Source organism: Pseudomonas spelaei (assembly GCF_009724245.1).
In the GTDB taxonomy this organism is placed as follows: Bacteria; Pseudomonadota; Gammaproteobacteria; order Pseudomonadales; family Pseudomonadaceae; genus Aquipseudomonas; species Aquipseudomonas spelaei.
The window spans coordinates 1-14,937 of the sequence record NZ_WNNK01000033.1 but is presented as its reverse complement, the minus strand read 5'-3'; the positions used below and the strand labels follow the sequence as shown (position 1 = coordinate 14,937).

The 14,937-nt window shown below is 58.5% G+C and carries 15 protein-coding genes; 3 read left to right on the top strand and 12 right to left on the bottom strand.

What is annotated here, in order from left to right:
* Nucleotides 1-6: 6 nt before the first annotated feature.
* Nucleotides 7-1,314 (bottom strand): CitMHS family transporter, encoded by a 1,308-nt coding sequence (locus GNF76_RS26345; RefSeq protein ID WP_155585992.1) that lies wholly within the window; start codon nucleotides 1,312-1,314, stop codon nucleotides 7-9.
* A 264-nt stretch (nucleotides 1,315-1,578) separates the two neighbouring features.
* On the opposite strand from GNF76_RS26345, the gene GNF76_RS26340 reads away from it, so the two are divergent.
* Entirely contained in the window at nucleotides 1,579-1,980 is a 402-nt protein-coding gene (locus GNF76_RS26340) for a GFA family protein (protein ID WP_155585991.1), read from the top strand.
* 44 nt (nucleotides 1,981-2,024) lie between these two features.
* On the opposite strand, the gene GNF76_RS26335 is transcribed toward GNF76_RS26340, so the two are convergent.
* The 11 genes from GNF76_RS26335 to GNF76_RS26285 all read right to left on the bottom strand — a co-directional run bounded on the left by GNF76_RS26335 (nucleotide 2,025) and on the right by GNF76_RS26285 (nucleotide 12,150).
* Nucleotides 2,025-3,986, bottom strand: coding sequence for a DUF7844 domain-containing protein (locus tag GNF76_RS26335; protein WP_178123598.1), 1,962 nt, complete (start codon nucleotides 3,984-3,986; stop codon nucleotides 2,025-2,027).
* Complete coding sequence (locus tag GNF76_RS26330) at nucleotides 3,983-4,303, bottom strand: DUF2388 domain-containing protein (protein ID WP_155585990.1); 321 nt, start codon at nucleotides 4,301-4,303, stop codon at nucleotides 3,983-3,985. The genes GNF76_RS26335 and GNF76_RS26330 overlap by 4 nt, the downstream gene beginning before the upstream one ends.
* A 26-nt stretch (nucleotides 4,304-4,329) precedes the next feature.
* On the bottom strand, nucleotides 4,330-4,638 hold the full coding sequence (locus GNF76_RS26325) for a DUF2388 domain-containing protein (protein WP_155585989.1): 309 nt from the start codon (nucleotides 4,636-4,638) through the stop codon (nucleotides 4,330-4,332).
* A gap of 107 nt (nucleotides 4,639-4,745) precedes the next feature.
* A complete protein-coding gene (locus GNF76_RS26320) occupies nucleotides 4,746-5,066 on the bottom strand; it encodes a DUF2388 domain-containing protein (protein ID WP_155585988.1) in 321 nt (106 codons plus the stop codon).
* A 165-nt stretch (nucleotides 5,067-5,231) separates the two neighbouring features.
* Entirely contained in the window at nucleotides 5,232-5,438 is a 207-nt protein-coding gene (locus GNF76_RS26315; protein WP_155585987.1) for a DUF1127 domain-containing protein, read from the bottom strand.
* A gap of 261 nt (nucleotides 5,439-5,699) precedes the next feature.
* Complete coding sequence (locus GNF76_RS26310) at nucleotides 5,700-5,915, bottom strand: DUF1127 domain-containing protein (protein WP_010168694.1); 216 nt, start codon at nucleotides 5,913-5,915, stop codon at nucleotides 5,700-5,702.
* A 318-nt stretch (nucleotides 5,916-6,233) separates the two neighbouring features.
* Complete coding sequence (gene scpC / locus GNF76_RS26305; RefSeq protein WP_155585986.1) at nucleotides 6,234-7,727, bottom strand: succinyl-CoA:acetate CoA-transferase ScpC; 1,494 nt, start codon at nucleotides 7,725-7,727, stop codon at nucleotides 6,234-6,236.
* A gap of 180 nt (nucleotides 7,728-7,907) precedes the next feature.
* Entirely contained in the window at nucleotides 7,908-9,344 is a 1,437-nt protein-coding gene (locus tag GNF76_RS26300; RefSeq protein ID WP_155585985.1) for an NAD(P)(+) transhydrogenase (Re/Si-specific) subunit beta, read from the bottom strand.
* Nucleotides 9,341-9,664: an NAD(P) transhydrogenase subunit alpha part 2 gene (locus GNF76_RS26295; RefSeq protein WP_155585984.1), complete on the bottom strand. Its 324-nt coding sequence runs from the start codon at nucleotides 9,662-9,664 to the stop codon at nucleotides 9,341-9,343. The genes GNF76_RS26300 and GNF76_RS26295 overlap by 4 nt, the downstream gene beginning before the upstream one ends.
* A 15-nt stretch (nucleotides 9,665-9,679) precedes the next feature.
* The gene (locus GNF76_RS26290; RefSeq protein WP_178123596.1) at nucleotides 9,680-10,801 is read right to left on the bottom strand and encodes a Re/Si-specific NAD(P)(+) transhydrogenase subunit alpha; all 1,122 of its coding nucleotides are present in this window, start codon (nucleotides 10,799-10,801) and stop codon (nucleotides 9,680-9,682) included.
* Nucleotides 10,802-11,250: 449 nt separating this feature from the next.
* Complete coding sequence (locus GNF76_RS26285; protein WP_155585983.1) at nucleotides 11,251-12,150, bottom strand: LysR family transcriptional regulator; 900 nt, start codon at nucleotides 12,148-12,150, stop codon at nucleotides 11,251-11,253.
* 158 nt (nucleotides 12,151-12,308) lie between these two features.
* Between GNF76_RS26285 and GNF76_RS26280 the strand changes: the two genes are divergently transcribed.
* Together GNF76_RS26280 and GNF76_RS26275 are read left to right on the top strand one after the other, a co-directional pair.
* On the top strand, nucleotides 12,309-13,490 hold the full coding sequence (locus tag GNF76_RS26280) for an acyl-CoA dehydrogenase (protein WP_029290432.1): 1,182 nt from the start codon (nucleotides 12,309-12,311) through the stop codon (nucleotides 13,488-13,490).
* Between the two features lie 13 nt (nucleotides 13,491-13,503).
* Nucleotides 13,504-14,724 (top strand): CaiB/BaiF CoA transferase family protein, encoded by a 1,221-nt coding sequence (locus GNF76_RS26275; RefSeq protein ID WP_155585982.1) that lies wholly within the window; start codon nucleotides 13,504-13,506, stop codon nucleotides 14,722-14,724.
* Nucleotides 14,725-14,937: the final 213 nt, after the last annotated feature.

Here is a 14,937-nt window from a genome sequence, read left to right as displayed (position 1 = left end):
GTACGATTATAGAGTGCTGAACAGCGGAAAAATCCCCATCAGCAACGCGGCGACCATTATGCACAGGCACACCAGCACTGCCCACTTGAGGGTAAAGCGTTGGTGATCGCCAAATTCGATACCGGCCAGGGCCACCAGCAGGTAGGTCGAAGGCACCAGCGGGCTCAACAAGTGTACGGGTTGCCCAACGATCGAGGCACGGGCCATTTCCACGGCGGTGATGCCATAGTGGCTGGCGGCTTCGGCCAGTACCGGCAATACGCCGTAGTAGAAGGCATCGTTGGACATGAAGAAGGTGAACGGCATGCTCACCAGCGCGGTAATCACTGCCAGGTACGGGCCCAGCGCTTCAGGGATAACCGCCAGCAGGCTCTTGGACATGGCGTCGACCATGCCGGTGCCCGACAGGATGCCGGTGAAGATACCGGCGGCGAAGATCAGCCCGACCACTGCCAATACGCTGCCGGCGTGGGCGGCGACGCGGTCTTTCTGCTGTTGCAGGCACGGATAGTTGACGATCATCGCGATACTGAAGGCCACCATGAACAGCACCGGCAGCGGCAACAGGCCGGCGATCAAGGTGCACATCAGGGCGAAGGTCAGGGCACCGTTGAACCAGATCAGCTTCGGACGACGGGCGTCCGGGTATTGCGAGACGCTGATTTCGCTGTGGTCGATTTCATCGCCTTGCAGGTGCAGCTCACCGAGACGCGCACGTTCGCGCTTGCCGTACATGTAGGCAATCACCAGGATCGCCACTACACCGGCCGCCATTGCCGGAATCATCGGTACGAAAATGTCCGACGGGTCCACATGCAATGCGCTGGCAGCCCGGGCGGTCGGGCCGCCCCAAGGGGTCATGTTCATCACGCCGCCGGCGAGGATGATCAAACCGGCCATGATCCGCGGGCTCATACCGATGCGCTGGTACAGCGGCAGCATGGCGGCCACGCAGATCATGTAGGTGGTGGCGCCGTCACCGTCCAGGGATACGACGAGTGCCAGCACGGCCGTACCGACCGAGACTTTCAGCGGGTCGCCCTTGACCAGCTTGAGGATCTTGCGCACGGCCGGGTCGAACAGGCCGGAGTCGATCATCAAGGCAAAATAGAGGATGGCAAACATCAGCATCACGCCGGTCGGCGCGAGCTTGGTGATGCCTTCGAGCATCATCGGGCCGATCTTCGGTGCAAAACCGCCGAACAGCGCAAACAGAATCGGAACAATGATCAGGGCGATCAGCGCGGACAGGCGCTTGGTCATGATCAGGAACATGAACGTGATGACCATGGCAAAGCCAAGGAAAGTCAGCATAGGAATACTCCAGGCGTAGCGCGGCTAGGGAATGGCGAACCGGTAGGGGTCAGCGCAGAACGAAAAACGCGAGGCGTACGGGTGGAGTCGGGGCAAACAGGCGGGTACGAGCGGACATCGGGAATCACCATTGTTGTTGTTAACAACCGGTCTGTTGCCGGCAGTGGTGGGCGATCCTAGACCTGGAAGCTTTCAGCCAGCTTTCGCTGAATAAACAGGCGACGGGGAGTAATCTGACGGATTGATGGCCCATGGAGGTGGGAAATGAGCGAGCAACACGTAGGTGGTTGCCATTGTGGCGGCGTGCGTTACCGGTTCGATGGACCGTTGGTGGACATTGCCCATTGTCACTGTTCGGTTTGTCGGCGCGTCAGTGGCGGGCTGGTGACGACCTGGATCACCCTGCCCCGTTCAGCGTTCGCCTGGATCACGGGGCAGCCTGCGCAGTACGAATCTTCAGCGACGTGCACACGGTATTTCTGCGGGAACTGTGGGGCGCAGTTGGCATTGGTGACGCAACTGAGCCCGGAAAGCATTGATGTGACCATCGCGACGCTGGATCACCCTGAGTGGGCGCCGGCAGATCGGCATATCTGGGTGGAAAACCGATTGCCGTGGTTGCATCTGGATGAGCAGTTGCCGGAGGAGGATGGCGAGGCGCTGTAGATGGTCAAATGTGGGAGCGGCGGTGCGACTTGCCCGCGATGCTTTTAAGGCAATTCCAATCCACCGGCCGCTTTGTGCAGCGCACGCAAGTGTTCACCCAGTTGCTTGAGATTGGCTTCGCTCGCGGCAATCTGCTCGGCACGGGACGGATCAAGCAGCGCCCTCACCTCTTTATCCAGATCGCCGGTCAGCGACTGCAACTGCTTCTGGCGCGAGGCGCTTTCCGATTCCAGGCGTTGCGATTCGGCGGGCTGCGGCAGGCCGTAACCACTGCTGCCGAGCAATTCTGCCGGACGGCTGAGGAAGCCGCTGTTGGCGAGAATCTGCTGCAAGGTGGCATTGGCCTTGTCCATCCCGCCGTTCTTCAGCTCCCGGGCACCGAGGTAGCGTTGCTTGACCTCATCCTGAGCCAGCATCAGTTGCCGGCGGAAGCTCGCCTGCTCCAGCAGCAACAAGGCGGCGCTGGTGCGCAGGTCGGCCTGATCGAACCATGGACGTCGCTCTTCGGCGCTTAGTGCCAGCCAGTCTTCAACTTGGGATTGCTTGATTGGCAGATGCTTCTTCAGCACCTCGAACATCGCCTGGTAGCGTTCGCGGAAGGAATCGAAGTGATAGCCCAGGCGCAACGCCCTTTTCGGGTCGTCCAGTACGCTGGTATCGGCCAGGCCCCGGCCCTTGAGCACCTCCAGTAAACCGTTGGGGGTGATGTTGTCCAGGCCGGTCAGTTGCGGGTTGGCGCTGCCGCTGCGTAACAGTTTCAGGCCCTCCACCGCGCAGTTGTTGGAGAGGAAGAAGTAATTGCCGTCGTAGCTCCAGTGCATCTCGGCGGCGTGTTCGACGGTGTCGTTGATCTCCTGGCGCGTCAGGATCAGCGGTACCGAGGCCAGGCTGCGCAATTCGGTCTTGGTGTATTCGTCGATCACTTGGGCCAGCGGCAACACGAACAATCGTGAGGGGTACTTGCCTACCAGGCCATCCCAGCTCGACAGCTGTACGTCACCGACGAAGGCGCGGTAGGACAACACCAAGTGTTGGTCCAGATCCAGCCGACAATCCGGACCGCGGGGCCGGCCAGGCGCGCAGATCACCAGGCGCAACATGCTGTGGCCCCAGCGGCTCACCAGGTTCTGGTTGGCTTCGGCCAGCAGGTAATCGATTTCGTAGACCCGCTCCGGGTCGACCTGGCCCAGCGGTGTCTTGGCGAAGTCGTTACCGGCATTGAGAAAGGCAAAGGTCTTGGCACAGGTGTCCTTGGCCGGCGGAGCCCAGCCGAAGTGTTCCTGGTAATAGCGGTACAGCGCGGGGCGGCGACAGGCGTAGCTCGGGTCAAGGAGGAAGTACTCCATATTGACCGCAACGAACTCCAGAGGGCTGGTAGTTTCGTAGATGTCCGGGCTGCGCGCGACTTGGTGGTTGTTCTGTTCGCGTTCGCCACGGCGGCCGACATATTGCGGCCAGCCGGCGAGATCCAGCAGGCGTGGGTCATCGCTGAGGGTGAAGCGGCGGTCATTTTGGCCCCGGCATTGATCGGGCAAGCCGATCAGGCCGGTGATGTTGTTCTGTCGGCTGCAACGCTGGATCAGCGCGCGGTCGGCGCTGGACCACAGGCGAGCGCGGTCGTAGATGTGGGTCAGCTCATGCAGCACGGTGGCGAGCATTTCCCGGCGCACGGTGCCGTGGGGGCGGTTGGTCTGTTTAGTCGCGGCACTGCCGTCGGTGAGGCTGGCCAGCAGGTTGCGATTCAGGTCCAGTTCGGACACCAGCGAAGCCTGGCCGTAAGCGTTTGCGGGCATGTTGTCGGTCCAGCCGACGTCGATGCGCCGGTCCAACTGCTCGATGAAGCGCGGTGGCAAGGATTGCATGGCTTCATCAAGCAATGCCTGGCTGGCCTGCTGTTCGGCAGGGCTCAAACCATCGGTCTTGAGCCGCAGTTGCAGGCTGGCCTGGGCTGCGCCGGCGCACAGCAGCACAGTCCCGGCGAGGAGCCAGGCCGCGAGACGCCTCACAGTGCGAGGATGGCTTCGGCGAGGACCTGATCACTGGCGTCGCGGGCTTCGGGCACACGGGTACGCAGGGTATCGAAGGCCGCTTCCAGTTGGGCACCGCGGATATCGCCGTTGGTGGCGACGAAACTGGCGGCGTCGTCGTGGGCTTCGCGCACGACTTTGGAGTCACGGATCGAGGTGGTGGTGTCTGAGGTGAAATCAATGGTGCGGCCAAAGGCACGAACAATGATGTTACTGGTGGCCTTCAGGGTTTGCGCCTGGGCCACATCGGTCAACAGCAGCAGGCCGAGGGCGGCGGCGATCAGCGATCTACGCATGGGGTGACTCCGAAACATGAAGATGGTTATTGGACGAGAATTGCCTGGGCCAGTTCAAGGTCACTGGCGTTAAGTTTTGGCTGGGTGCGACGCAGATAGTCCAGCGCTGATTCCAGTCGGGCTCCCCGCCATTGGCCGTCAGTGGCAATGAAAGCGGCAGCGTCATCCTGGGCGGCCAGTATCAGTTTATGGTCGAACGGTGCAGAGGTCACTTTACTGGTGGCATACGCACTGACAACGACGCTCTGGGTGGACAGGTCAAAGGCCAGGGCCGATGCCGACCAGCAAGCAGAAAACAATAGGGGAACGATCAACAGGCGGTATGAAAAAGCCATGGGACTCGACAACTGAAAACGAGCGCCAAGGCTAGCGTAATGCCCGGGCGAGAGCCAGCGGCGCCGAATCAGGGAGCGGCTGGCGCCCCCTTCGTTCCGACCTGCGGTCAGATGGCCAGGATGGCCTGGGCCAACTGAGCGTCAGTGGCCGTGTTCAGTTGTGGAGCCTGTTGGCGGATCTGTGCCAAGGCGCTTTCCAGTTTCACGCCGCGAATGGCACCTTCGCTGGCCACAAAGCTGGCAGCGTCGTCACGGGCAGCGCGTACGACTTTGTTGTCACGCAGGGAAGAGGTTGCATCGGAGCTGGCGTCGGAAGTGGCTTTCAGCGCGCTGACAATCGAATCCGTGGTCATGATCAGGCTAGTTGCATTGGCATTGGCAGCCAGGGTTAACAGGGCAGCGGCACTCAACAGGCGAAGACGGGACATGGGGGGTGACTCCAATAATGAACGAAAAAAGGTGGCGAACAGCCACTCCTGTTTAAAGCAGGACGTTGTTGCCATTGGGCATCAGACGCCCGTTCTACAGGGTTCGCCACGTGATGACAGGATATTAAGCTGCCGCTTATCCGTTCGGATAGTCCATTGGCCGGATTACTCACGCCAGAAGGGTTTGGACAGTTCCGCCATGCGGTCGCTGTGGCTGATACCCGCGTCGGACAATTCCCGAGGATCCAGTTGGGCAAGCTGGCGCCGTGTATGGGCACGCTGCATCCATTGAGCCAGGGCCGAAGCTGTCTGGAGTAAAGCGCGTTTAAAAAACGGCCGGCGTGGTTGTGCGACGAGAGTGTCCGAGGTCATGGCTAGAGCCTTTCGTGAGGTTCTGGAACACCATGTTGGGCGGGTCAGGCTTATCAATACAGATACACTAAGGCTAAATTGTACTGGTTAACTGTTTTGTTTTTTTAACTGTACCTGTCGCTTTAAAAGCCTTCTGTGCGCAGTCCGAAATTTAAGTCCCAGAAACAACAAAACCCGCCTCCGGTTACCCGGGGCGGGTTCTGCTACAACAATTCGGGGTGCTGGCGGTGGACCCGGCGGGTCAGGGCCAGCGGACGCTAATTAGCGCCAGAACGGCTTGCTCAGCTCTTCGTAACGTTGAGCTTCGCTGATACCGGCGTCAGCCAACAGACGCGAATCCAGACGAGCCAGCTGATGGCGGCTGGAGATGCGGCGCTGCCACAACATCAGGTTAGCGATAACGCGCAGAGGCAGGGAAGCCTGGGTGTTTACAGCTTTTTCTTCGAAGAACAGATCGGAACTGAGTGTACGTTCCATGATGACATCCTTCCGCTTGTGGCGGGATTAGGTAGTGGTTTAACTGATGCCAATGATCCTCCTCCCGCGCAAGACTCTCTAGATACAGTTCACTTGTATTGTGAGGGGCCAGTTAACTGTTTATAGGGGCTGTACTGTACGGAAATGGGGCAACTGTACCTGTGCGCACTTAAACAGTGCGAAATAGATGTTTTGAGAGGGGGGTGTGGGATTTTTCGGTAGGAAATGACCAGTACAGCAGTACAGTTTTTTGAAAAATACTCAGTGGCAATCGTGGGCTGATGAAACTGTATTTGCATCAGCCCTGATCTGTACCAATCAAGCCTTCAGCATGTGCCCGGTTTCTTCCAGGTTGATGTGCCAGCTCAGTGCTTCGCGCAGGATATGTGGCGTGTGGCCGCCTATCGCACAGGCAGCGGTGAAGTAGTTGTTCAGGGCGTCCCGGTAATCAGGGTGCACGCAGTTATCAATGATGACTCGTGCCCGCTCACGTGGCGCCAGGCCGCGCAAGTCTGCCAGACCGATCTCGGTGACGAGGATATCGACGTCGTGCTCGGTGTGGTCGACATGGCTGACCATCGGCACCACGCTGGAAATGGCCCCACCCTTGGCAATCGACTTGGTGACAAAGATCGCCAGGTGCGCGTTGCGGGCGAAGTCGCCCGAGCCGCCAATCCCGTTCATCATCCGGGTGCCGCAGACATGGGTGGAGTTGACGTTGCCGTAGATATCGAATTCCAGCGCGGTATTGATGCCGATAATGCCCAGGCGGCGTACCACTTCAGGATGGTTGGAGATTTCCTGCGGGCGCAGTACCAGCTTGTCTTTGTAGCGTTCCAGGTTGCCGAACACGTCAGCGTTGCGGCGCTCCGACAACGTGATTGAGCTCCCCGAGGCGAAACTCAGCTTGCCGGCGTCGATCAGGTCGAATGTCGAATCCTGCAATACTTCGGAGTACATGGTCAGGTCTTCGAACGGCGACTCGATCAGGCCGCACATCACCGCGTTGGCGATGTTGCCGATACCGGCTTGCAGCGGGCCGAGCTTGTTGGTCATGCGGCCGGCGTCCACTTCCTGCTTGAGGAAGTTGATCAGGTGGTTGGCGATCCACTGGGTGTCATGGTCAGGCGGCGTCACGGTGGAAGGAGAGTCCGCCTTGTTGGTGATGACGATGGCGACGATTTTTTCCGGTGGAATCGGGATCGCGGTGCTGCCAATGCGGTCGTCGACCTTGACCAGCGGGATCGGCGTGCGGGTGGGACGATAGGTCGGTATATAGATGTCGTGCAGGCCTTCCAGGTTTGGATTGTGCGCCAGGTTGATCTCAACGATCACTTGCTTGGCGAAAATCGCGAAACTGGCGGAGTTGCCCACAGAGGTGGTGGGAACGATATGGCCCTGTTCGGTAATCGCCACGGCCTCGATCACGGCGATGTCCGGCAGCTTGAGTTGATTGTTGCGCAACTGCTCGACGGTTTCCGACAGGTGCTGATCGATAAACATCACTTCGCCGGCGTTGATCGCCTTGCGCAAGGTGCTATCAACCTGGAACGGCATACGACGCGACAGCACGCCGGCCTCGGTCAGTTGCTTGTCCAGGTCGTTGCCCAGGCTGGCGCCAGTCATCAAGGTGATTTTCAGCGGCGAGGTCTTGGCCCGTTCGGCCAAGGCGTGGGGCACGGCTTTGGCTTCCCCGGCGCGGGTGAAGCCGCTCATGCCGACGGTCATGCCGTCCTCGATCAGTGCAGCGGCATCAGCCGCGCTCATGACCTTGTTCAACAGCGAAGGCAAGCGGATACGATCACGGTGCATGGATGGTTATCTCGGGCTACGGAAGCAAGATGCGCAGTCTAGTGATTTCAAAAAGTTTCGTCCCGCTACCATGGTCGAATGCCGGGCAGCGATTTAGAGCCTTCTGTCGGGTTTTCAGCGGTCATAAAAACCCCCAGCCTACTAAAGGCCAGGGTTTTGGGTATTGCGCTGGCGCAGTGTTTATTCGACGGCTTTAACCATGTCTTCGATGACCTTCTTGGCGTCGCCGAAGACCATCATGGTTTTGTCCAGGTAAAACAGTTCGTTGTCCAGGCCGGCATAGCCGCTGGCCATCGAGCGCTTGTTGACGATGATGGTCTTGGCCTTGAATGCCTCGAGAATCGGCATGCCGGCGATCGGCGAGTTGGGGTCGTTCTTGGCGGCCGGGTTGACCACGTCGTTGGCGCCCAACACCAGCACCACGTCGGCCTGGCCGAACTCGGAGTTGATGTCTTCCATCTCGAACACCTGGTCGTAGGGCACTTCGGCCTCGGCCAGCAGCACGTTCATGTGGCCGGGCATACGACCCGCGACCGGGTGGATCGCATACTTCACGGTCACGCCGCGGTGGGTCAGCTTCTCGGTCAACTCTTTGAGGGCATGTTGTGCTCGCGCTACCGCCAGGCCATAGCCCGGGACGATGATCACGGTGTCGGCGTTGGTCAGCAGGAAGGTGGCGTCATCCGCCGAGCCGGATTTCACCGGGCGGGCTTCTTTCGAGCCAGCAGGACCTGCGGCATCCGTAGTGTTGCCGAAACCGCCGAGCAGTACATTAAAGAAAGAGCGGTTCATTGCCCTGCACATGATGTACGAGAGGATCGCACCGCTTGAACCCACCAGGGAGCCGGCGATGATCAACATCGAGTTGTTCAGCGAGAAGCCGATACCCGCTGCGGCCCAGCCGGAATAGCTGTTGAGCATCGAGACAACCACCGGCATGTCGGCGCCGCCGATCGGGATGATGATCAGCACGCCCAGCACAAACGCCAAGGCGAGCATCAGGGCGAAGGCACTGAGATTGCCAGTGAACATGAACGTCAGGCCCAGGCCCAGTGTGGCCAGGCCCAACACCAGGTTCAGCTTGTGCTGGCCGCCGAACTGTACCGGTGCGCCCTGGAACAGGCGAAACTTGTACTTGCCGGACAGCTTGCCGAAGGCGATTACCGAACCGGAGAAGGTGATCGCACCAATGGCTGCGCCGAGGAACAGCTCCAGGCGGTTGCCGGCAGGAATCGAATCCCCTAGATGTTTGACGATGCCCAGGGACTGCGGCTCGACTACTGCGGCGATAGCGATGAACACCGCAGCCAGGCCGATCATGCTGTGCATGAAGGCCACCAGCTCTGGCATCTTGGTCATTTCCACGCGCTTGGCCATGATCGAGCCAGCGGTACCGCCGACCAGCAGGCCGACGATGACGTAGCCGATGCCGGCTGTTGCCAGCTCGGCGCCCAGCTTATAGATGAGGCCTACTGTGGTGAGAACCGCCAGCGCCATGCCGAGCATGCCGAACAGGTTGCCTCGTCGCGAAGTGGTCGGGTGTGACAGGCCTTTGAGGGCCTGGATAAAGCAGATCGACGCGATCAGATAGAGCGTAGTGACCAGATTCATGCTCATGACGATTGCACCTCTGCTTTAGCCTTGGGCGCTTTCTTCTTGAACATTTCAAGCATCCTGCGAGTAACAAGGAAACCACCGAACACGTTCACCGCAGCGAGGGCCACGGCCAGGGTGCCCATGGTCTTGCCCAGCGGTGTAACGGTGAGCGCGGCAGCCAGCATGGCGCCGACGATCACAATGGCCGAGATGGCGTTGGTTACGGCCATCAAGGGAGTGTGCAGCGCAGGTGTTACGTTCCAGACCACGTGATAACCGACATAAATCGCCAGCACGAAGATGATCAGGTTGTAGATACCGGGGGAGATAAGCTCTTCCATCGTCTGAATCCCTGCTTAGGCGTTTTTGCGGATGACTTGGCCGTCGCGGCACATCAGGCACGCGGCGACGATGTCGTCTTCGAGGTTGATTTCAAACTGCCCTTCCTTGGTGAAGACCAGCTTCAGGAAGTCCAGCAGGTTGCGCGCATACAGTGCCGAGGCGTCGGCCGCGACAGCGCCTGCCAGGTTGGTCGGGCCGCAAATGGTCACGCCATTCTCGACGACAACCTGGTCGGCCACGGTCAGCGGGCAATTGCCTCCCTGGGCAGCGGCAAGGTCGATGACCACCGAGCCGGGTTTCATCTGTGCGACGGTTTCGGCGCTCAACAGTGTTGGGGCTTTACGGCCCGGAATCAGGGCCGTGGTGATGACAATGTCAGCTTGCTTGGCGCGCTCGTGCACGGCCAGGGCCTGGCGTTGCATCCAGCTGGCGGGCATGGGGCGGGCGTAACCACCGACACCGACGGCGCATTCGCGTTCTTCATCGGTTTCGTAGGGTACGTCGACGAACTTGGCCCCCAGGGATTCAATCTGTTCCTTTACTGCCGGACGCACGTCGGATGCTTCGATGACAGCGCCCAGACGTTTCGCCGTAGCAATCGCCTGCAGGCCTGCTACACCGGCACCAAGAATCAACACGCGAGCGGCTTTTACCGTGCCTGCGGCAGTCATCAGCATCGGCATGAAGCGCGGATAGTGATGAGCCGCCAGCAACACGGCCTTATAGCCTGCGATGTTGGCTTGGGAGGACAGCACGTCGAGGCTTTGTGCACGGGAAGTACGTGGCGCCGCCTCAAGGGCGAAGGCGGTGATGCCGCGCTCGGCCAGCTTGGCGATGGTTTCGTTGCTGAACGGGTTGAGCATGCCCACCAGTACGGTGCCGCTTTTGATCAGCGTCAGTTCGCTGTCATTGGGGGCAACCACTTTGAGGATCAGCTCAGCGCCAAACGCGTCGCTGGCACTGCCAATGGTGGCACCTGCCGCCTCATAGGCACTGTCGACGACACTGGCGTTAATGCCTGCGCCGCTTTGTACAGTGACCTTGTGGCCCTGGCCGATCAGCTTCTTGATGGTTTCCGGGGTTGCAGCAACCCGCGTTTCACCGGTCTGGGTTTCGAGAGGAACACCAATGTGCACGTCAAATCTCCTGCATGATCTTTTTGCTTTTGATTTTGTAAAAAGGCCAGTGCACCGCGAGTGGCACATCTGGGGCGGCCGATCAGCACGATCCCGCTGAAATGGCAGCGGGGCGCGGCATTTTGCAGGCGAACTTTACGGCCTTCAAGGGATTATGACGTGTGACGAAAAATTAACTACAAGTCACCCTGTGACTGATTGTCGCAACACATCGAAATAACCCCTTTAAATACAGGTATTTAAAGGGTTAATGGTGAAAATAGAGGTTTCTCTCATCGTCACTATGAATAAGTGAGTATTGCTCCCGAATAGTCGCTATAAGCCACGTAATCAAAGGGTTATTCGATGATTTTAGGTAGACAGGTACAGTCTGTCGAATTGCGACATATACGTATATCTGTAGGCGTTAAATTTAATTGACTACAAGGTCAATAAAAATGAGTTTCCCTTTAAACATTGGCGTTGTAGCGGTGTGATTGGTCCATCAGCCAGTCCCTGAACGCATGTAGAGAGGCTGATTCGACCTTTCTCTCGGGAATCATCAGGTAATAAGCCTTTGAGCTGGCCAGTACTAGAGGGCTGGCGACTACCAGGTGGCGTTCGTTTAACTCCCGCTGAATAAGGAAGGGCGGGATCAGCGCGATTCCCATGTCATGCATGGCTGCCTGAGACAGCATGGAGAATAGCTCGTAGCGCGGGCCTGTCATGTCGCGGGGAATATTCAGTTGCTGCGCGTTGAACCACTGGCGCCAGGCGTAAGGTCGGGTGGTTTGTTGCAGAAGCGGCAGCTCGGCGATTTCCTGCGGGCTGAACTGCGTGCGGTCACCCAGCAGGTGTGGGCTGCACACGGGAAGTGGGTTTTCTCCCATAAGTCTGTGGGATTCGGTGCCGGACCAATCGGCGTCGCCGAAGTAGATAGCGGCGTCGAATTCGGTATCGGCGAACAGGAAGGGCCGGGTGCGGTTGGTGAGGTTGACGGTGACTTCCGGGTGTTGGTGCTGGAAATCCCTAAGGCGGGGGATCAGCCACTGGGTGCCGAAGGTCGGGACCACTGCCAGTTCGATGACATTGGTGCCCTGCTGCCCCATCACGGACAGGGTATCCCGCTCCACTGCGTCCAGTTGCATGGCGACTCGGCGGCTATAAGACAGCCCTGCTTCTGTCAGCTTCACCCCACGGCGAGAGCGCCGAAACAGCTCGACACTCAAAAACTCTTCAAGGCTGGCGATCTGTCGGCAGATGGCGCCTTGAGTGATGGAAAGCTCCTGTGCGGCCTTGGTAAAGCTCTCGTGGCGGGCTGCGGCTTCAAAGCTGACCAGGGCTGTGGTGCTGGGGATCTTTCTGCGCATGTACCGTACCCTCACTAATAGAGGGCGTGTATGCCCTTTTGAATTGTTACGGAGTGAGAAATTAGCACAAGGCTATGCAAAAACCTCGTTTGCCCTCCTCGCCTGCCGGGCCTAGGCTCCATGCACGACTTTTGGTTTTACTTCGCGAGGGTTTTCTCATGGGTGGCAAGGCAAGCTTCAACTGGATCGATCCGCTGTTGCTGGATCAACAGCTCACTGAAGAAGAGCGCATGGTGCGCGACAGCGCCGAGCAGTTTGCCCAAGACAAGTTAGCGCCTCGTGTCCTGGAAGCCTTTCGTCATGAGAAGACCGATCCTGCGATCTTTCGCGAAATGGGTGAGACCGGTTTGCTCGGTGCAATGATTCCGGAGCAGTACGGTGGCAGCGGCTTGAACTACGTCAGCTACGGTTTGATCGCTCGTGAAGTGGAGCGTGTTGACTCTGGCTATCGTTCAATGATGAGTGTGCAGTCTTCACTGGTCATGGTGCCTATTAATGAGTTCGGCACCGAAGCACAAAAGCAGAAGTACCTGCCGAAACTGGCGTCCGGTGAGTGGATTGGTTGTTTCGGCCTGACCGAGCCTAACCATGGCTCTGACCCTGGCGCGATGATTACCCGTGCACGCAAGGTGGATGGCGGCTATAGCCTTACTGGCAGCAAAATGTGGATCACCAACAGCCCGATTGCCGATGTATTCGTGGTCTGGGGTAAGGATGACGCCGGCGACATTCGTGGCTTTGTACTGGAGAAAGGCTGGAAAGGTCTGAGTGCTCCTGCGATTCATGGCAAGGTCGGTTTGCGTGCGTCGATCACTGGTGAAATCGTTATGGATAACGTATTTGTGCCGGAAGAAAACATCTTCCCGGATGTGCGTGGCTTGAAAGGCCCGTTCACTTGCCTCAATTCGGCGCGTTATGGGATCTCTTGGGGGGCGCTGGGGGCTGCGGAGTTCTGCTGGCATACGGCGCGTCAGTACACCCTTGATCGCCAGCAGTTCGGACGCCCGCTGGCGGCTACCCAATTGATCCAGAAGAAGCTGGCAGATATGCAGACCGAGATCACCTTGGCCCTGCAAGGCTGCCTGCGGTTGGGGCGTATGAAGGATGAGGGGACGGCGGCGGTTGAGATCACGTCCATCATGAAGCGCAACTCGTGCGGCAAGTCCCTGGATATTGCGCGTATGGCGCGTGACATGCTTGGGGGGAACGGTATCTCTGATGAGTTCGGGATTGCCCGTCATCTGGTCAACCTTGAAGTGGTGAATACTTACGAAGGCACTCACGACGTGCATGCGCTGATCCTGGGGCGCGCGCAAACCGGCATTCAGGCGTTCTATTAATAGGAGGACGACCATGGGCGCGCTATCGCACCTGAGGGTACTGGATTTGTCGCGAGTACTGGCGGGCCCTTGGGCTGGACAGATTCTGGCGGACCTTGGGGCTGAGGTGATCAAGGTCGAGCGACCTGGTAACGGTGATGATACACGGGCGTGGGGGCCGCCTTTCCTCAAGGATGCTTATGGTGAGAATACCAGTGAGGCGGCGTACTACCTGTCGGCCAATCGCAACAAGGAATCGGTGACTATCGACTTCACACGCCCGGAGGGGCAGAAGCTGGTACGCGACCTGGCGGCGAAGTCGGACATCCTGATCGAGAATTTCAAGGTGGGTGGTCTGGCGGCTTATGGGTTGGATTATGAGTCGCTGAAGGAGATCAATCCTGAATTGATCTATTGCTCGATTACGGGTTTTGGCCAGACGGGTCCTTATGCCACGAGGGCGGGTTACGATTTCATGATCCAGGGGCTTGGCGGGCTTATGAGTCTGACCGGTCGACCTGAGGGTGATGAGGGTGCTGGGCCGGTTAAGGTGGGTGTGGCGTTGACCGATATCCTGACGGGGCTCTACTCAACGGTTGCGATACTGGCGGCTATGGCGCACCGCGATCATGACGGTGGTGGTCAACATATCGATATGGCCTTGTTGGATGTGCAGGTGGCTTGCCTGGCCAATCAGGCGATGAACTACCTGACCACAGGTGTCTCTCCAAAGCGTTTGGGTAATGCGCACCCCAATATTGTTCCTTATCAGGACTTTCCCACGGCAGATGGCGATTTCATCCTGACGGTGGGTAATGACGGGCAATTTCGCAAGTTTGCTGAGGTAGCAGGGCAGCCGCAGTGGGCGGATGATCCGCGGTTTGTCACCAATAAGCTGAGGGTTGCCAATCGGTCGGTGCTGATTCCATTGATTCGTCAGGCTACCGTGTTCAAGACGACGGCCGAATGGGTGGCGCAACTTGAGCGAGTGGGTGTCCCTTGTGGGCCTATCAATGATTTGGCGCAGGTGTTCGCTGATCCGCAGGTGCAGGCTCGCGGCCTGGCTATTGAGTTGCCCCATGCGTTGGCGGGGATGGTTCCCCAGGTGGCCAGCCCTATCCGTCTTTCCAAGACACCTGTTGAGTACCGCAGCGCACCTCCCTTGTTGGGTGAGCACACTCGCCAGGTGTTGGAGCAAGTGCTGGGGATGTCGCCTGCGGGTGTTGCTGTATTGAGGGATGCTGGGGTCATCTGATCCCGCTCTTCTATATAGAGGGGCGGATGGCCTCTCTATATAGAAGAGCTGATCGTTTTTTGGCCATTCCTAAGTAATTGATAGAAAAGCTAAATTAGGGGTTGACGGCAGATTCTGGAAGTCTATAATTCGCCCCACTTCCGGCGCAGTCGAAACGGAAAACTCCTTGGTAAACAAAGAGTTATGTAGGTTTCGACAGCGAGTTGCTTCAGG